Origin of the sequence: Amycolatopsis thermophila (genome assembly GCF_030814215.1) — a bacterium.
In the GTDB taxonomy this organism is placed as follows: domain Bacteria; phylum Actinomycetota; class Actinomycetes; order Mycobacteriales; family Pseudonocardiaceae; genus Amycolatopsis_E; species Amycolatopsis_E thermophila.
On the sequence record NZ_JAUSUT010000001.1, the window covers coordinates 7,154,308 to 7,172,768 of the forward strand.

At 71.9% G+C, this 18,461-nt stretch carries 13 protein-coding genes; 7 read left to right on the top strand and 6 right to left on the bottom strand.

Annotation, left to right across the window (positions count from 1 at the left end; all coding sequences use genetic code 11):
- Positions 1 to 15: 15 nt before the first annotated feature.
- The 5 genes from FB470_RS34985 to FB470_RS35005 all read right to left on the bottom strand — a co-directional run bounded on the left by FB470_RS34985 (position 16) and on the right by FB470_RS35005 (position 4,856).
- Entirely contained in the window at positions 16 to 981 is a 966-nt protein-coding gene (locus tag FB470_RS34985; RefSeq protein WP_306998719.1) for a PDR/VanB family oxidoreductase, read from the bottom strand.
- Entirely contained in the window at positions 978 to 1,484 is a 507-nt protein-coding gene (locus FB470_RS34990) for a hypothetical protein (protein ID WP_306998720.1), read from the bottom strand. Before FB470_RS34990 ends, FB470_RS34985 begins: the two co-directional genes overlap by 4 nt.
- Positions 1,485 to 1,513: 29 nt before the next feature.
- Complete coding sequence (locus tag FB470_RS34995) at positions 1,514 to 2,797, bottom strand: aromatic ring-hydroxylating dioxygenase subunit alpha (RefSeq protein WP_306998722.1); 1,284 nt, start codon at positions 2,795 to 2,797, stop codon at positions 1,514 to 1,516.
- A 34-nt stretch (positions 2,798 to 2,831) separates the two neighbouring features.
- Positions 2,832 to 3,929: a zinc-dependent alcohol dehydrogenase gene (locus FB470_RS35000; protein ID WP_306998724.1), complete on the bottom strand. Its 1,098-nt coding sequence runs from the start codon at positions 3,927 to 3,929 to the stop codon at positions 2,832 to 2,834.
- 264 nt (positions 3,930 to 4,193) lie between these two features.
- Complete coding sequence (locus FB470_RS35005) at positions 4,194 to 4,856, bottom strand: IclR family transcriptional regulator (RefSeq protein WP_306998726.1); 663 nt, start codon at positions 4,854 to 4,856, stop codon at positions 4,194 to 4,196.
- 150 nt (positions 4,857 to 5,006) lie between these two features.
- Here FB470_RS35005 and FB470_RS35010 point away from each other — a divergent pair, with 150 nt between their 5' ends.
- The 3 genes from FB470_RS35010 (at position 5,007) to FB470_RS35020 (ending at position 9,905) form a co-directional block, all read left to right on the top strand.
- On the top strand, positions 5,007 to 7,319 hold the full coding sequence (locus FB470_RS35010; RefSeq protein WP_306998728.1) for a cytochrome P450/oxidoreductase: 2,313 nt from the start codon (positions 5,007 to 5,009) through the stop codon (positions 7,317 to 7,319).
- 37 nt (positions 7,320 to 7,356) lie between these two features.
- Entirely contained in the window at positions 7,357 to 8,670 is a 1,314-nt protein-coding gene (locus FB470_RS35015) for an MFS transporter (RefSeq protein WP_306998729.1), read from the top strand.
- Between the two features lie 119 nt (positions 8,671 to 8,789).
- A complete protein-coding gene (locus FB470_RS35020; RefSeq protein ID WP_306998731.1) occupies positions 8,790 to 9,905 on the top strand; it encodes a baeRF11 domain-containing protein in 1,116 nt (371 codons plus the stop codon).
- 365 nt (positions 9,906 to 10,270) lie between these two features.
- Here FB470_RS35020 and FB470_RS35025 read toward each other — a convergent pair whose 3' ends face one another.
- A complete protein-coding gene (locus FB470_RS35025; RefSeq protein WP_306998732.1) occupies positions 10,271 to 10,570 on the bottom strand; it encodes a hypothetical protein in 300 nt (99 codons plus the stop codon).
- A gap of 223 nt (positions 10,571 to 10,793) precedes the next feature.
- Between FB470_RS35025 and FB470_RS35030 the strand changes: the two genes are divergently transcribed.
- The 4 genes from FB470_RS35030 (at position 10,794) to FB470_RS35045 (ending at position 18,409) form a co-directional block, all read left to right on the top strand.
- Positions 10,794 to 11,714: an ABC transporter ATP-binding protein gene (locus FB470_RS35030; RefSeq protein WP_306998734.1), complete on the top strand. Its 921-nt coding sequence runs from the start codon at positions 10,794 to 10,796 to the stop codon at positions 11,712 to 11,714.
- A complete protein-coding gene (locus FB470_RS35035) occupies positions 11,711 to 13,063 on the top strand; it encodes an ABC-2 family transporter permease (RefSeq protein WP_306998735.1) in 1,353 nt (450 codons plus the stop codon). Before FB470_RS35030 ends, FB470_RS35035 begins: the two co-directional genes overlap by 4 nt.
- A 3-nt stretch (positions 13,064 to 13,066) precedes the next feature.
- Entirely contained in the window at positions 13,067 to 15,826 is a 2,760-nt protein-coding gene (locus FB470_RS35040; protein ID WP_306998737.1) for a bifunctional YncE family protein/alkaline phosphatase family protein, read from the top strand.
- A gap of 252 nt (positions 15,827 to 16,078) precedes the next feature.
- The gene (locus FB470_RS35045) at positions 16,079 to 18,409 is read left to right on the top strand and encodes an amino acid permease (RefSeq protein WP_306998739.1); all 2,331 of its coding nucleotides are present in this window, start codon (positions 16,079 to 16,081) and stop codon (positions 18,407 to 18,409) included.
- Positions 18,410 to 18,461 lie beyond the last annotated feature (52 nt).

The following is an 18,461-nucleotide window of genomic DNA, read 5'->3' on the forward strand; positions in this document are numbered from 1 at the left end:
TGGGGGTGGTGGGTGTCAGAGGTCGAGAACGAGCCGGGCCGAAGCGCACCCGCCGACGCAGATCATCATCGTGGTGTTCTTCTCGCGTTCCTTGTCGCTGAGAATCGTGTCCTTGTGGATGGGAACGCCCTCGAGCACCTTGGTCTCGCAGGTGCCGCAGAACCCCTCTTCGCACGAGTACAGGACGTCGGGCTGCTCGGCGCGCACCGCTTCGAGAATCGACTGCCCGGGTTGCACCGTCACGGTCGCCCCGGTCCGGGCCAGCTCGACCTCGAACGGTGCCCCTCCCTGGTCCGGGGCCGGTTCCGCGAGAGCGGCGGTGAACCGCTCGAACCGCAACGGCAGCCGCGGTCGTTCCCGTTGGACGGTGTCGGCGAGCGCGGTGAGCATCCCACCGGGACCGCACGCGTAGAGCATCGCGCCGTCCGGTGCCCCGGCGACGATCCGGGGCAACGGCAACGGGCCCTCGGCATCATCGCTGTAGAGGTGGACTCCTCCGCCGCGGCGTTCCGCGAGCTCGGCCAGCTCATGGGTGAACGCGAGCGTGTCCCGGCGCCGGCCGCCGTAGTGCAGTTCCCACGGCACGCCGCGCCCGGCGACCTTCCGGATCATGGCCAGCAGCGGGGTGATGCCGATGCCCCCGGCGACGAACACGTAGGCCGGGGCGGGTTCCAGGTCGAACCGGTTGCGGGGTCCCCGGATGGACAGCTCACGGCCGACCAGCGCGGTGTCGTGCACCTCGGCCGACCCGCCGCGGCCGTTCTCCTCGCGCAGGACGGCGATGGTGTATTCGTCTGAATCGGACGGACCGCAGAGGGAGTACTGCCGGACCAGCCCCGAGGGAAGGACGAGGTCGACGTGCGCCCCGGGTTCCCACCGCGGCAGCGGTTCGCCGTCCGAGGCGCGCAGGCGGAGCGAGACGACACCGTCGGATTCCCACCGCGCCTGCACCACGCGGACCGCGCGCGGCTGCCCGGTCATGCGCCGGCTCCGGCCGGCTCGCGGGTACCGCCGCGCAGGACCTGCAGGAAGGCGAGGACGAAGCCGTCGTCCTTGAGGATCACGACGTTGTCGGCGGACTCCCGGATGGCGGCCACCGCCCGGTGCGCATCGGGGTCTTCCCACCGGGCGCCAGGGCTGATGATCACCGCACCCAGCAGCTGTCCGGACAACCGCGCGGCGTCCCCGATCTGCGCCACCGCGTCCCGGTCGGCCGCTGCCAGGTCGCGGGTGAACAGCACGACGACGTCGGCGTCGTGCATGGCGTGCTCCAGCGGGCTGCTGACCGCCCTGCCCTCGCCGGTGCACGGCACCGGCTCTGGCGCGAACCGCTGCTGCGCGGGCAGCAGACCGTCATCGGCGATCGTGATGCCCTCGAGTGCGCGACCGGCGCGGGCACCCACCCACGCCCGGGCACCGGGATCGAGCGGGATCAGCAGGACACGGGCCTCGTACGATCGCCGGGTCCAGGAGATCTGGGCCATGACGCGGAGTCCCTCCTTCCGGGTGGGTTTCAGATGGAGACGAACTCTTCGCCCGGCCGGACGACGAGCGCGTCGCGAGCGCCTTCGTTGAAGGGCACCGATTTCGGCAGCAGCACCGAGGCGGAACGGACGCGGTGGTGTTCGGTCCGGGTACCGGGCAGCTCGCCGTCGGCGGCCTCCTCGGCCGCCGCGAGCAACCGGCGCCGCGCGAGGATGATCGCCGCGTCACTGGTGCCGAGCCGTTCCTTGGTGCGGTCGACGATCGGCCCCATGCTCTCCTGCAGGGAGAAGTCCTGGGCGGCGATGCCCTCGACACCGCTGAAGGTGCGCTTCTCCCGCTGCGCCACGCGGTCGATGAGGTAGTCGTTGTCCTTGTTGGCCAGAGTGCGGTAGGTGCCGGGGATGTACTTGGCGTGGATGCCCTCGCCCCGGCGCATCGACTCGAGCTCGTCGTCGCGGAGGTCGCGGGTGGGGTGGTAGTTCCAGCTCCACGCCCAGCAGGTCTCGTCGTCGATGGGAACCCAGGCGTGGCCGCCGAGCGGGTTGTGCGTGCCGAACGGGGGGATGATCGTGTACCACGGCATGATCCACTGGGTGATGCGCCAGTAGTACCGCTCGTCGTCGACGTTGCGCCGGGCTCCGATCAGCAGCCCGCCGTCGGACTCGATGACCTCGAACTTCGGCCGGGTGTCGGCCTTGAGGTAGGCCAGGCCCGCGGTGCCGGCGTGCATCGGGTCGTCGTCCATGTTGAAGCGGTGGGCGAACGAGACGTGGCTGGAGTCGATACCGCCCTCCATCGCCTGCATGAAGTTGGTTTCCTGCAGCCGCTTGGAGACGAACCGCTGCTCGGGCCGCAGGGTCATCCACTCCAGCTCCGGCACCTCCGGTTCGAGCTCCGGTGGCCCCATGTAGGTCCAGATCACGCCACCGCGTTCCACGCACGGGTACGCGGTTTGCTTGATCTTCTCCCGGAAGCGGGACTCCGGCGGCTCGGAGGGCATGTCCACGCAGTTGCCGTCCACGTCGTACTTCCAGCCGTGGTAGGCGCACCGCAGGCCGCACTCCTCGTTGCGGCCGAAGAACAACGACGCGGTCCGGTGGCTGCAGAACTCGTCGATGAGACCGATGCGGCCCTGGGTGTCCCGGAACGCGATCAGCTTCTCCCCCAGGAGCTGCACACGCACCGGCGGGCAGTCCGGCTCGGGGATTTCCTCGGCCAGCAGCGCCGGGATCCAGTAGCGGCGCAGCAGGGTGCCCATCTCGGTGCCCTTGTTCGTGCGGACCAGCCGCTCGTTCTGCTCACGGGTCAGCAAGGAGAACTCCTTCTCGTGGTGGGATGTTCGGGGTTCAGGGGCGGACGACCACGTGCGGCGACTCCGGCCCCGTCCCGGCGGCGAGCCGGGAGAGCATGTCGGCGGCACCTTCGAGATCGACCTCGACGGTCGGGACCGCGCCCAGTCCGGCGGATCCGTCGGCCAGCGACGCGATCGCGGCGGAGATCGCCTCGGGCGACCGCCCCCGGACGCCCGTGACCCGCAGACCGCGCCGGATCAGCAGGCCCGAATCGAGGGGGATCGCCCCGGGCCGTTTCGGGTGGGTCAGGACCAGGCGGCCGCCGTGCCCGAGGGTGTCGAGCGCCGGCCCGAGCACGGACGGGTCGGTGCCGACGGTGTCGACGACGACATCGGCCGGCCGGTGCGTCAGGGCACCGATCCGTTCCGCGGTTGCGGCCGGGTCGTCGACGACGACCGGGAGGGCGCCGAGCGCTTCGGCCATGGCCAGCCGCTCGCGGTCGCGGGGAAGTCCGGTGACGACCACCCGGCTCGCGCCCGCCCATCGCGCCGCCGCCGCGACGGCCAGCCCGTGGTAGCCGGGCCCCATCACGACGACGGTCTCGTCCGGCCGCAGACCACCGGCCCCGGTGACCCAGTCGATCGCGTTCGCGTAGGGCAGCACCCAGGCGGCGAGCTCGTCCGTCAGGCCGGCGGGCAGGCGGTGGGTCACGGCATTGGCCGGCAGGAAGACGAATTCCCCGTTTCCCCCGGTCAGGCCCGGCCGTTCGGCCGCCGGGATCATCCCGATCCGCCGGCCGCCGCCCCAGATGTCGGTCTCCGGGCACAACCGGTACGGGCCGCGGGCGCACACCGCGCACCTCCCGCACGGCAGGTACTCCTCGAGCACGACCCGGTCCCCGGCAGCCAGCCCGCGACGCTGCGCCGTCCCCTCCCCCAGCGCCGCGACCCGGCCCACCACGTGGTGACCCAGAACGGTGGGCTCGGAGACCCCGCGCGCGAACAGCCCGACGTCGGTTCCGCAGATCCCGGACGCGGTGACCTCGAGCCAGCCCTCGCCGGCACCGGGCGGTGCCAGTTCGAACTCGCGCACCTCGCCTGTCGCGCCGGGAAGCGCCACGCTCGCCCGCGCGGTCCGAGGCAAGTCCGCCATCCGCCCACCCCTTCGCTATGTTCTATCACTGTGCGATAGCTATAAATCGTTGAGTGATAGGAGACTAGGTCGCGGCGGGAGAAGACGTCAAGGGGTACCGGGAATTGCCCGCAGGCAGGCGTGCCTTGCCGGATGGACGCGCCGAGCCCTGGGACGCGCGCGGGGCTTGGCGATCGAGGCCGTCCGCACGAGGTCCGGCCACCCGGGCCGGGCATGCCCGTCCCGGCCGTCCATTGTGGACGCTCCCGGTTCTCCGCAGCCGGGTCAGGCGGTGAGCAGCTGCTCGATCCTGCGCGCGGTGGCCATCACTTCGGTGGCGGCGAGGTCGGTGTCGAGGCCGTCGATGGCGACGACGCCGACGCTGCGCTCCAGGGTGCCCGCGCGAATGCCGGCGGCGAGCCCGACCGCGCCGCGCTCCAGTTGCCCTCGCGTGAGGCTGTACCCGTCCCGCCGGGCCTGGCGCACCGCCTCCGGCTCGCCGGGTCCTTCCGGCCGCGCGGCCAGGATCGCGATGCCCGCCGCACCCAGCGTCAGCGGGTGCCTGCTGCCGACCCGGTAGCCGACGGTCAGCACCGTGCCTTCCGGTTCGGCGACCATCGCCACCACGCATTCGCTGCCTTCCACCGCCGACAGGAACGCCGTCGCGGAGGTGCGGTTGGCCAGGTCCTGCAGCAGCGGCAGCACGTCCTGGTGGAAGTGCGGCTCGAACTTCGACGCGAGCCTCGCCAGGCCGGACGCCAGCCGGACCCGGCCGTCGTCGGTGCGCGACACCAGGCGGTGCGACTCGAGCGTGGCCACGATCCGGTAGCAGATCGCCCGGTGCACGTCGAGTTCGCGCGCCAGGTCGGCGACCGAGATCCCGGCGGGCGACTCCGCGACCACTTCCAGCGCTCGCAGACCGCGGTCGAGCGTCTGCAACGTGCTCATGCCGCCCCTCCGCTCTCGATCAGCCGAACCCCGACTCTACCGACGGGCCTTGACGCCTCCCGCTCCCCCACTTACGCTCACTGCGGTTCGCTCACCGCGACACATTGTGCGTTATCAGTAAAAGCGCAGGTCATCGAGAGGCAAAGTAGCATGAGCACAGGGGCGTGCCCGATCGATCACGGAGCAGCGGCGGCCGGAGGTTGCCCGGTCTCGCCCCGGGCGAGCGCCTTCGACCCGTTCGGCGCCGAGTACCAGGCGGACCCGCCGGCCGCGGTGCGCTGGTCCCGCGACGAGGAGCCGGTCTTCTACAGCCCGTCCCTGGGCTACTGGGTGGTCACGCGGTACGACGACGTCAAGGCCGTCTTCCGCGACAACATCACGTTCTCGCCCTCGATCGCGCTGGAGAAGATCACGCCCGTCTCCGCGGAGGCCACCGCCACCCTCGAGCGGTACGGCTACGCGATGAACCGGACGCTGGTCAACGAGGACGAGCCCGAGCACATGCCGCGCAGGCGGCTGCTCATGGACCCGTTCACCCCGCAGCGGCTCGTCCACCACGAGCCGATGGTCCGCCGCCTGGCGCGCGAGTACGTCGACCGCTTCGTCGACGCCGGCAAGGCCGACCTCGTCGACGAGATGCTGTGGGAGGTCCCGCTCACCGTCGCCCTGCACTTCCTCGGCGTCCCCGAGGAGGACATGGCGACGCTGCGCAAGTACTCCATCGCCCACACCGTCAACACCTGGGGCCGGCCCTCACCCGAGGAGCAGGTCACCGTCGCCGAGAACGTCGGCAAGTTCTGGCAGTACGCCGGCACGGTGCTGGACAAGCTGCGCAAGGACCCGTCCGGGCACGGCTGGATCCCCTACAGCATCCGCGCCCAGCGCGAGCACCCCGAGGTCATCACCGACTCCTACCTGCACTCGATCATGATGGCCGGCATCGTCGCCGCCCACGAGACGACGGCCAACGCGGCCGCCAACGCCATCAAGCTCCTCCTGGAGAACCGCGAGGTGTGGGAGGAGATCTGCGCCGATCCGGGCCTGATCCCCCACGCGGTGGAGGAATGCCTGCGGCACTCGGGTTCGGTCGCGGCGTGGCGCCGGCTGGTCACCCGCGACACCACCGTCGGCGGCGTCCCGGTCCCGCGCGGTGCGAAGCTGCTCATCGTGAACTCGTCGGCCAACCGCGACGAGCGGCACTTCGACAACGCCGACGAGGTCGACATCCGCCGGGACAACGCCACCGACCACCTGACCTTCGGCTACGGCAGCCACCAGTGCATGGGCAAGAACCTGGCCCGCATGGAGCTGCAGGTGTTCCTCGAGGAGCTCACCCGCCGGCTGCCGCACCTGGAGCTCGTGCCGGACCAGGAGTTCACCTACGTCCCCAACACCTCCTTCCGCGGCCCGGAACACCTGTGGGTGCAGTGGGATCCGGCCGCCAACCCGGAGCGGGCCGACCCCACGATCCGGGAGGCGCAGCGGCCGGTGCGCATCGGCGAGCCCTCGAAGAAGGGGATCAGCCGGACCGTGACCGTCGTGTCGGTCGACCGCGCCGCCGACGACGTGGTCGAGGTGACGCTGGCCGCGGCCAACGGCAAGCCCCTGCCGAGGTGGACCCCCGGCGCGCACGTCGACCTCGAACTCGGCGACGTGTCCCGGCAGTACTCGCTGTGCGGCGATCCGTCCACTCCGGACACCTACCGCATCGCGGTGCTGAGGGACCCGGACAGCCGCGGCGGTTCCCGTTACGTGCACGAGAACCTGCGTCCGGGCACCACCCTCCCGCTGCGCGGCCCGCGCAACCACTTCCGGCTCGACCCGACGGCCCGCCACTACGTGTTCGTGGCCGGCGGGATCGGCATCACGCCGATCATCGCCATGGCCGACGACGTCAGGGCCTCCGGCGGCAGCTACGAGCTGCACTACTGCGGCCGGGACACCTCCGCGATGGCTCTGCTCGACCGGTGCCGGCGCGACCACGGCGAGCGGCTGCACGTCCACTCCAGCGCGGCGGGGACGCGGCTCGACGTCACCGCACTGCTCGCGAACCCCGCCGAGGGCACGCAGATCTACGCGTGCGGCCCGGAACGCCTGCTCGACGCCCTGGCCGGGGCGAGCGCGCACTGGCCCGAGGACGCGCTGCACGTCGAGCACTTCACCACCACGCGGCAGGTCCTCGATCCGGCCGTCGAGCACGCCTTCGACGTCGACCTCACCGACTCCGGCCTCACGGTGCGCGTCGCCGCGGACCAGACCGTGCTCGCCGCGCTGCGCGCGGCGGGGATCGACGTGCCGAGCGACTGCGAGGAAGGCCTGTGCGGGACGTGTGAGGCCGCGGTCGCCGACGGCGAGGTGGACCACCGCGACGTGGTGCTGACCCGGTCCGAGCGGGCCGCGAACACGAAGATGATGACCTGCTGCTCACGCGCCTGCGGCGACCGGATCAGCCTCCGGCTCTGAGCTTCACTCCTCTGTGGACACTGGAAAGGAACTGACAATGACGTCAACGGTGGATCACCGCGCCCGGCCCGCCACCAGCTTCCGGCGCGTGCTCGCCGGCGGCATGGCCGGGTCGGTGCTGGAGTGGTACGACTTCGCGATCTACGGCGTGCTCGCCGCGACCGTGCTCGGCCCGCTGTTCTTCCCGGGCGGCAGCGGGGTCGTGCAGCTGCTCCTCGCGCTGGCCACCCAGGGCCTGGGCTTCGTCGCCCGGCCCCTCGGCGGGGTGGTGTTCGGGCACCTGGGCGACAAGTTCGGCCGCAAGCCCATGCTGGTGACGACGTTCCTGCTGCTGGGCACCTCCACCGCGGCGATCGGCCTGCTGCCGACCTACCACCAGGCCGGCCTGTGGGCGACCGTGCTGCTGGTCGTGCTGCGCATGATCCAGGGGTTCGCGCTCGGTGGCGAGTTCGGCGCCGCCGTGCTCATGGTCAGCGAGTACGGCGAGCCCAAGCGACGCGGCTTCTGGGCCTCCTGGCCCCAGGCGGGTGCGCCCCTGGGCACGGTGCTGGCGACCGTCGTGGTCACCGTCATCGGGGTCGTCTTCCCGGGTGACGCGTTCGACACGTGGGGCTGGCGGGTGGCGTTCCTGGTCGCGATCCCCCTGCTGGTGATCGGGTTCTGGATCCGGCGCAGCGTCGAGGAGTCGCCGGTGTTCCAGGCCGCGCAGGCCGGCGCCGGGCAGCGGGCCGCCCGGGAGAAGTCGAGCGTGCTCGAAGCGCTGGCCCGGCCCCGCGCGGTCCTGCACGGCCTGGGCATGCGGCTCGGCGAGAACATCGCCTTCTACATCTACACCGTCTTCGTCATCGCCTACGCGACGAGGTACTTCGGCTACGAGCGCGGTGACGTCGTGCTGGCCGTGACGTTCGCGTCGGTGTGCCAGTTCGCCGGCATGATCGGCGGCGGCGCCTGGTCCGACCGCGTCGGCCGCAAGATCGCGATGCTCGTGCCCGCCGTCGCGCTCGTGGTCTGGGCCCCGGTGTTCTTCTGGATGGTGCAGACCTCGAGCGTGCCGGTGCTGTGGCTCGGCGTCTGCGTGGGCGCGTTCTTCCACGGCATGCTCGCCGGGCCGGAAGCCGCCTGGATCACCGAACTGTTCCCCACCCGCTACCGCTACGCGGGCTCGTCGCTGGTGTTCCAGGGCTCGTCGATCATCGCCGGTGCGCCCGCGCCGCTCATCGCGGTGTGGCTCATCGACAGCTTCGGCGTCGGTGCGGTGGTCGGCTACCTGGTGGTCACGATGGCGATCACGGTGATCGCGGTGGCGACCAGCCGCGAGACGAAGGCCGTCGACCTCGACCGCGTCGGGTGAGCGCCCGCTGGTGCGCCGGCCCCGCCCAAAGGGGGTGAACCCACGCCGGCGGGGTTTGCCTGCGTCGCCTCAGCAGCGATGATCGGGGTGCGACGGACGCCTCGACGAGGAGGGGACGCATGACGCTCTACACCGACATCCCGACCCGCTCCGAGATCGATTCGCTGTGGCAGGACGTGGCTCCGGCCGCGGTGTCGATCTACCTCGAGACCACGCCCGCGTCGTCGGGTGAGGCGGAGCGGATCGCCTACAAGAACGCGGTCCGGGAGGCGCTGGCGCAGCTCGGGGAGGTCGGCAAGGAGGACCTCGCGGGGCTGACCGAGGAGCTGGCCGTCCTGGACGACGAGGGTTCCGAGGAGTTCTGGCGGCACCAGGCCCGCAGCCTCGCCGTGTTCGCCGGGCCCTCGTCGCTGCGCAGTTACCGGCTGCCGAACCGGCTCAAGCCGGCCGTCGTCACCGGGACGCGGTTCTTCGTCAAGCCGCTGATGCGGGCGCTGACCTTCCCGCAGGCGGCGTTCGTGCTCGCGCTCGCGCAGGGGTCGGTCCGGCTGCTGGAGGCCGTGCCGGACGCGCCCCCGCGCGAGGTGCGGGTGCCGGACATGCCCTCCGACGTGGCCAGCGCCGTCGGCAAGTCGTCGATCAAGGACCGCGCCCCGGTCCGCCGCGTGCAGGGCACCGAAGGGCAGAAGCTGCGCATGGCGCAGTTCTGCCGCCAGGTCGACAGCGCGCTGCGCGATGTGCTGCCCGGGGGCGGGGTCCCGCTGGTGCTCGCGGCGACCGAGCCGCTGGAGGGCATCTTCCGCGCGCACTGCCGGTATCCGGACCTGGTGCCGTACGGCGTGCCCGGGAACCCGGAGGGCCGCGGCGACGGCGAGCTGGTCGCCGAAGCCCGCGAGGTCCTCGACCGCTGGCACGCCGACCGGCTGGCGGAGGAGAAGCGCACCTTCGCCGACCGCTCCGAACAGGGCCGCACTTCGGTCGATGTCGCCGAGCTGGCCCTGTTCGCCACCCGCGGTGCCGTGGACACGCTGTTCGTCGACATCGACGCCGCCGTCCCCGGCTCGGTGGACGAGTTCGGCGAGGTCACCTTCGCCGGCGACGGCCCGGGCAGCGTGGTGGACGAGATCGCGCGGCGCGCGTGGCTCTCCGGCGCCCGGATCCTGGCGGTCCGGCACGAGGACGTGCCCGGCGGTGGAGACGTCGCCGGAACGTTGCGCTACGCGCCGACCGCCTGAGCGGCGCCCCCTGGGTCGGTGACCACGCGGTGCGCCGCCGTCTGGAAGCACGCGGCCGAGCGGCTCGGGGCGCGCATCCTAGGGCGTGTCTGACAAGAATTTCAGTTGCTTTCGGATGCTCAGGCGCGCGAGCGATGGTCGAAGGGATCACCGACCGGTGTCGCTGCGGCATCGCCTGACGGGGATGTGCCGGCGGTGTTCGGTCCGTGGCAGACGATCGGGACCTGGCATCGCCGGACGCCGGCGACGGCACCCGGGACACCGTCCTGCAGCGCCTGCGCACTGCCGCAGACGTGCCCCCGCCTGATGCGGCATCCGCACATCGATCGCCGCGGACGCGGCCGAGCGTCTCGGGGCGCGCATACCTAGGCGGCCGGGTACGCCCGGCCGCCCTCGGCCGGTGCGGGCATGAGCAGCCGCGCGTAGATCAGCCCCAGCAGGCCGAATCCCGCCAGGGCGGCGCCGAGTGGCCGGCCGGAGGGTTCGACCGGGGCGCAGTCCTGGTGGTCCGAGCTCCCCAGCAGCTCGGCGGGGTCGCACGGGGTTCCGGCCGGGGTGACGAACGCGGGTCCGGCAGAGAGCTCGACCACCGAGCGGAACAGGACGAACGCCCCGATCGCGATGGCCGCGACGCTGATGATCGCGACAACGGTGCGTGGGGCCACGGGCTGCTCCTCGGCTGGTGTGGAGTCGATCATTCGTCGCGCACGCCGGGGCGTTCGTTACCGCCGGCCGGCACCGTCGCCGCCGGGCCCGAAATGTCCATGATCGACGTTACCGATCCGCCGGTCAGCACGCGTTCCGCCGCCGTTCACCCGGCGGGCCGGGCGGAGTCACTTGCCGTACCTAAGTTTCTGAGGCCGACCTGTGAAGGAGCTGAGGAAACCCATGCAGACCGTCCGGGCTCGCGGGATCAGCAAGTACTTCGGTGACGTCGTCGCGCTCGACGGGGTCGACCTGGACGTGGCCCCGGGACAGATCCACGGCCTCGTGGGCCCCAACGGGGCGGGCAAGACGACCTTGCTCGGCCTGCTGCTGGGCCTCGCCGCCGCCGACGAGGGCACCCTCGAGATCCTGGGCGCGCCGGCCCCGGCCGCGCCCGGCGGTGTCGCCGGGTTCGTCGACGGGCCCGGCCTCTACCCCTCGCTGACCGCGCGCCAGAACCTGGCCGCGCTGGCCCGTCTCCGCGGTCGCGACGCGCGCACGGCCGGCATCGACGACGTGCTCGGCCAGGTCGGGCTCACCGACGTCGCCGACGACCGGGTGCGCGGGTTCTCCCTCGGCATGCGCCAGCGGCTGGGCCTCGCCGCGGCGCTGCTCACCGCGCCCCGGCTGCTGGTGCTCGACGAGCCGTCGAACGGCCTCGACCCCGCCGGCAAGAAGCACGTCCACACCGTCCTGCACCGGCTGGCGGACGAGGGCACCACCGTGGTCCTGTCCAGCCACCGCATGGACGACCTCGAGGCGTTGTGCGCCGAGGTCACCATCCTCGCCACCGGGCGGGTCGTCTTCTCCGGCCCGCTGGGCAAACTCGCGGCCGAGAGCCGGGAACTGGAGTACCGGCTGCGCACCCCCGACCCGGACGCGGCGCGCGGGATCGCCGCCGGCACCCCCGGCCTCCACCTCTGCGACGACGCGGCACGGCACGCCGGCGACGCGCTCGTGGTGCGCGCCCCGGTGCCCGCCCTCGACGACCTGGTGGCCCGGCTCGTCCGCGCGGGCATCGCGGTGCGCGAGCTCGCCCCGGTCGTCTCGCCGCTGGAAGCCGCGTTCCTCGCCCTCACCGAGCACCAGGAGTCCAGCCGATGACCGCGACCCTCCCCGCCGGCGCATCCGCCGCGCGCCCCGTCCCGGTCGCCCGCGGGTACCGCTTCGAGCTGGTCAAGCTGACCTCCCAGTGGCGGATCCGGCTGCTGGTCCTGGCGTGCTGGATCGCGCCCGCGGTGTTCGTCGCCGCGGTGAGCGTGCAGAGCTCGCTGCCGGTGGACACCCTCTTCGGCCGGTGGATGAACGCCACCGGCTGGGCGGGACCGCTGGTGGTGCTCGGGTTCGCGGGCACCTACGCGCTTCCCCTGCTGACCTCGGTGGTCGCCGGTGACGTGTTCGCCTCCGAGGACCGCCTCGGCACGTGGCGCCACCTGCTGGTGGCGGTGCGGTCGCCGGGGCGGATCTTCGCCGCCAAGGCGCTGGCCAGCCTCACGGTCATCCTCGTGCTGGTCGCCGGCATGGCCGTCTCCAGCGCCGTCGGCGGGGTTCTGGCCGTCGGCAGCCGCGGGCTGGTCGGGCTCGACGGGCACCTGCTCGCCCCGGCGGACGCGGCCGGGAAGGTGTTCCTCGCCTGGGTCTGCGTGCTCGCCCCGACCCTGGCGCTGGCCGCGATCGGCCTGCTCGGGTCCGTCGCGCTGGGACGGTCGCCGATGGGACTGCTGCTGCCCGCCGTGGTCGCGCTGGTGCTGGCGCTCACCCAGATGCTGCCGCTGCCGGTCGCGGTGCGCCTGGCCCTCCCGAGCTACGCCTTCATCGCCTGGAACGGCCTGTTCACCGCTCCCGCACAGGCCGGCCCGCTGCTGATCAGCGTCGCCACCGGTCTGGTGTGGACGGTGGTCGCGACCGCGCTGGCCTACCTGGTGTTCCGGCGCCGGGACTTCACCAACCTCACCGACGACGGCTCCGCCCGTCGCGCGCTCACCCTCGGCGCACTCCCGCTGGCCGGGCTCCTCGCCGTCACCATCGGGATCGTCGCGATCGCCGTGCCGGCCGCGGGCTCCGGGATCGGGCAGGACAAGCTCGAGCGGTCGGTCGCCACCGCGTTCGCCCACCTCTACCGCCTGCAGACCGCGCAGCTCAACCGGCCGGACGTCACCGAGGAGCAACTGGGCGCCACGGCGGCCTGCACCAAGGGGGACGGCCTGGTCGCCCCCGACGGCCCGGGCAACGACTGGCGCTGCGTCGTCTCCTGGCACCTCCCCGGCATCGAGGCCACCGGTACCGCGATCTACCAGCTCGACGTCACCCCGGACGGCCGGTTCGTGGCCGACGGCGACGGGCCGAAGGAAGTCAACGGCTACTTCCAGGTGCACACCCCCACCGGGGACACCCCGAACCCCCTCTGGCAGTTCGACGGCAGTGTCGGACTCCTCCCCACCACGAAGGGATAGTCAATGCAGGTAACACGCCGCAGACGGCGTGCCGGGACGGGCCGGCCGGGCATCCTCGGCCGGACCGGTCGCCGCACCCGGCTCGCCACGGCGGGCACGACCACGCTGGCGCTCGTCGTCACCGGCACCGGCATCGGTGTCGCCCAGACCCAGCAGTTCGGCGACGACCAGGTCGGCCAGGTCACCGACCGGGGTCAGGTCGTCTCCGCCGACCAGTACGTCGACCCGATCGGCGACCGGCTCGTCCTGAACAACGGCAAGATCATGTCGTCCACGGTCAGCCCGGACGGCACCCACCTCGCCGCCTCGATCACCGACGGCGGCCTGGCCCTGTCCATCGTGGACCTCAAGAGCTGGAAGGTGCAGCAGCTCGTCGGCAACTCCGCGTCGGCGAACCTGCGCATCCCGGGCAACGACGTGGGGCAGGAAGGCCCCACCTACTCCCCCGACGGCAAGCAGCTGTGGCTCGGCCAGACCGACGGCTACCGCAGGTTCACCGTGAACCCGGACGGCAGCGTCGCGAACCCCACCTTCGTCGCCATCCCGGCGGACGGCCCGCGCCACGCGCTCGTCGGCGAGGCCGTGTTCTCCCCCGACGGGTCCACTGTGTACTCCGCGGTCAACGGCCAGAACCGGGTGGTCGCCATCAACGCGGCGACCGGCGCGATCCAGCAGAGCTGGGCCGTGGGCAACGCGCCGCGGGACCTGGTGCAGGTCGGCACCAAGCTCTACGTCAGCAACGAGGGCGGCCGCCCGGCCCAGCCGGGTGAGTCCACGCTGAACTCCTACAACACGCAGGTCCCGGCCGACCCGGCCACCGGTGCCACCACCACCGGCACGGTCAGCGTCCTCGACCTGGCGAACCCGGCCGCCGCGCCGCGCAGCATCGACGTCGGCCTGCACCCGACGGCCCTGTACGCCAAGAACGGCGCGGTGTTCGTCACCAACACCGCCACCAACGACGTCTCGGTCATCGACACCGGCAGCGACAAGGTCGTCCAGACCATCGCCACCCAGCCGTGGCCGGAGTCGTCCGTGGGCTACGAGCCCGACGGGGTGACCCTCACCGACGACGGGCACCTGCTGGTGACGCTCGGCCGCGCCAACGCGGTCGCCGTGTACCGCTACACCAGCCCGCTCGAGCCGGTCAGCTACGTCGGCCTGCTCCCGGCCGACTACTTCCCCGCCGAGATCACCACGGTCGGCAACGACGTCCTGGTGTCCAACACCCGCGGCATCGACGCCCGCCGCCCCACCACCGCGGCCGGGCACGCCACCCACGACACGACCGCCAGCCTGCAGAAGTTCCAGCTGCCCAGCGACGCGGCCATCCACGGCTACACCGCGAAGGTCTTCCAGCAGAACGGGTGGATCGGCAACTCGGTGCAGCTCGCCAAGGACAACGGCAACAAGACGCCGGTGCCGGTGCCGCAGAAGCTCGGCGAGCCCTCGACGATCAACCACGTGTTCCTCATCGTCAAGGAGAACCGGACCTACGACCAGGTCTTCGGTGACATGCCGGAGGGCAACGGCGCCCCGGCGCTGGCGCAGTTCGGCGAGAACGTGACGCCGAACCAGCACGCGCTGGCCCGCCAGTTCGGGCTGTACGACAACACCTACGACATCGGCACGAACTCCGCCGAGGGCCACAACTGGCTGATGCAGGCCGACAACCCGGAGTACACCGAGTCCTCGGCGGGCGAGTACACCCGCAGCTACGACACCGAGGACGACGCGCTCGGCCACCAGCGGACGGGCTTCATCTGGTCCGGCGCCCAGGCGGCGGGCAAGTCGGTGCGCGACTTCGGCGAGTTCCAGCAGTTCCTGACCAAGCCGGCGGGCGCGACCTGGCAGAACCTGTACTGCGACACGAAGAACATGCAGGCGACCGGCCAGAACACCGCGTACCCGATGGTGTCGTCCTCGCCGATCCCGTCGCTCAACGACGTGTCGGTGCACGGGTTCCCGAAGTTCGACACCAGCGTGCCGGACATCTACCGGGCCGAGATCTGGAAGCGTGACTTCGCGCAGAACGGGCCGGCGAACCTGAACATGTTCTGGCTCTCCAGCGACCACACCGGTGGTCCGCCGAGCGGTGCCGCCCAGGTCGCGGACAACGACGCCGCGGTCGGCGAGATCGTCGACACGATCTCGCACAGCCCGTACTGGAAGGACTCGGCGATCTTCGTCGTGGAGGACGACTCGCAGGCCGGCCTCGACCACATCGACGGCCACCGGGCCCCGATCCAGATCATCAGCCCGTGGGCCCAGCACGGGGTCGTGGACAGCCGCTACTACTCGCAGATCACGATGATCCGGACGATCGAGCAGATCCTCGGGATCCACCCGATGAACCAGAAGGACAGCGCGGCGACCCCGATGACCGCGGCGTTCACCCAGACGCCGGACTTCACGCCGTTCACCGCGCTGCCCAACCGGACGTCGCTGACGGCGGGCCTGAAGACGCTGCCGCCGTGCGGCGCGGACGTCCCCGCGCCGCAGAACCCCACCGCCGCGGCCGTCGCGGCGGACACGGTGCCGGCGGACAAGCAGCAGGTGGCGGCCCAGTGGGCGGAGTGGCAGACTTACCAGCGGCTGACCGGTCCGGACGCGGTGCCGGACTTCGCCAACCCGGCGCAGATGGACCACTTCACGTGGTACCAGACGCACGGATGGGCCCAGCCCTACCCCGGCGAGGACCGGATCTACGCCCCGGAGCAGGTCCCGGGCGCCTACATCCCGTCGTCGGAGTCCGACGGCTGATCCACCCCGCGAGGTGACCCCTGGCCGGCCCCGCCGGCCAGGGGTTTTCCACGTCCGGGCGGTGGTGGCTGGTGGGCCGGTTCCGGCACGGGACCTCGTTCACGCCGGATCGCCGATCGCGAGGACCGGCGCCCGTGGCCGCCGCGGGTTCCGGGGACCCCCGCCCGTGATCGGGGCCGGTCGCGGATTTTGACGAAATCTTGAGCACCGTCCACCCGGGACTCCGGGGCCGGTTCGTGCCGACAATGACCCATGGTCCTCGCACGGGAACGGGACGCCGCCACACCGGCCCTGCCGGAGGAGTCGCTCGGCTATGTGCTCAAACGGATCCTGCTCGGGCGGCCGCTGATCACCAGCCGCCTGCACGCCGAGCGGCTGTCCAATCCGGTAGCGCTGGGCGTGCTGTCGCCGGACGCGATCTCCTCCTCCGCTTACGGCACCGAGGAGATCCTGCTCGAACTGCTGCCCTACGCCGGGTTGGCGGCATTCGCCCTGGTTATCCCGATCACCGGGATCATCCTGTTCATCCTGGTGCTGGTGACCCTGTCCTATCGGCAGGTCGTGGTGGCCTACACGCGCGCGGGCGGCTCCTACATCGTCGCGCGGGACAACTTCGGGCCACGGTTCGCGCAGGTCGCCGCCGCGGCGCTGCTGATCGACTACGTGGTCACCGTCGCCGTGCAGACCGCCGCCGGCACGGTCGCGGTGGCGTCGGCCGTCCCGGCGCTCGGCCCCTACCACCTGGAGATCACGATCGGGATCGTGGCGCTGCTGTGCTACGTCAACCTGCGCGGTCTGCGCGAGGCCGGCCGGCCGTTCGCGATCCCCACGTACTTCTTCGCCGGCATGGTCGGGCTGATGATCGTGGTGGGCGTGGTGCGCGCGGCGCTGGGAAGCCTGTCCCGCTACGACCCGGCCCAGCTGCCCGGCACGGTCGCCGTGCACCAGGGCAACGGTCTGGTGATGGGCGCGACGGTCCTGGTGGTGCTGCGGGCGTTCGCCAACGGCGGGTCGTCGCTGACCGGTGTCGAGGCGATCTCCAACACGGTGAGCGCGTTCCGCAAGCCGCAGGGCCGCAACGCGCGGCTCGTGCTGACCGTGATGGCGTCGATCCTCGGGTTTCTCGTCGCCGGGGTGTCCTTCCTGGCATTCGTCACCCACGCGACCCCGTACGCGGACGGGTATCCTTCGGTGCTGTCGCAGGAGGCCCGGCTGGTGTTCGGCCACGGCGCGGTGGGCACCGTGCTGTACGGCGCCCTGCAGGCCGCCTCCGCCCTGATCCTCTACACCGGCGCGAACACCAGCTTCAACGGGTTCCCGTTCCTGGCGAGTTTCGTCGCCGAGGACCGGTTCCTGCCGCGGCAGCTGACCCGGCGCGGGCACCGGCTGGTGTTCTCCAACGGCATCCTGGTGCTGGCGGCACTGTCGATCGCGCTGCTGCTGGTCACCGGGGGGTCGGTCAACGGCCTGGTGCCGTTCTACGCGATCGGGGTGTTCACCGGGTTCGCGGTCGCCGGGTTCGGCATGACCCGCCACCACCTGCGGCTCCGCGAACCGGGCTGGCGACGCCGGCTCGCGATCAACCTCTCGGCCGGCGTGCTCGCCACGGTCGTCGTCGGCATCTTCGCGGTCGCGAAGTTCACCGAGGGCGCGTGGCTCATCGTCGTGGTGTTCCCGGTGCTGGTGTTCGTGCTCATCCGGCTCAACCGCGAGTACCGGCTGGAGGAAGCGGTGCTGGACCGGGTCCGGGACGACCCCGCCCGTGCGACGAACTACGCGCGGCACCAGGTCTTCATCCTCGTCAACACCGCCGACCTCGCGGTGACGGAAACCGTGCGGTACGCGCGCAACCTGCGCGGATCGGAGCAGACGGCGGTGCACTTCATGCTGGACCGGGTGCACGCCGAACGCCTGCAGCAGCGGTGGCAGCGGCTCGGCCTGGACCTGCCACTGCGCATTGTGGACTGCCCGGACCGGCGGCTCAGCCGCGCCGCGCAGAAACTGGTCGCCGAGGCCGCCCGCGAGCACGACACGGGTGTCACCGTGCTGCTGCCGCGGCGCACGTACTCCCCCGTGCTGGGCCGCTTGCTGCACGACCGCACCGCCGACCGGATCGCCAAGGGCGTCAGCCAGGTCGACCACGCCGCGGCCACCATCGTGCCGTTCGACGTGCAGCGGCGGATCCGGCGCTTCTTCCCGGAGCTACCGGAGGAACGCGTCACCGCCGCGGTCGAGCGGCTCGCCGACCGCATCGCCGGCACCCCGGCCGCCGCCGACCTCGCGGAAACGCCGCCGCCCCCGCCCGATGTGGTGCCCATCGCCGCGCTGCGCGAGGGCCGGGCGGCCACGATCGCCGGGCGTCTGCACGAGCTGCGGCTCGTCCACACCGACCACGAACCCCGGCTGGTCGGCCGGCTCGTCGACGCCACCGGCGAGGTCACCGTCGAGTTCGCGCCCTCCGCCCGCGGCCTGGAGGTCGGGCGCCTGCTGCGCGTCACCGGCGAGGTCGGCGCCGGGGACGACGGTCTGGTGGTGCACGAGGCGCGGCACCGCATCCAGCCCGAACCCGGCGACGAGACGTGACCGGGGTCGCGGACTCACAGCGAATTTTCCACGGACGTGCTGGGCTGGACCG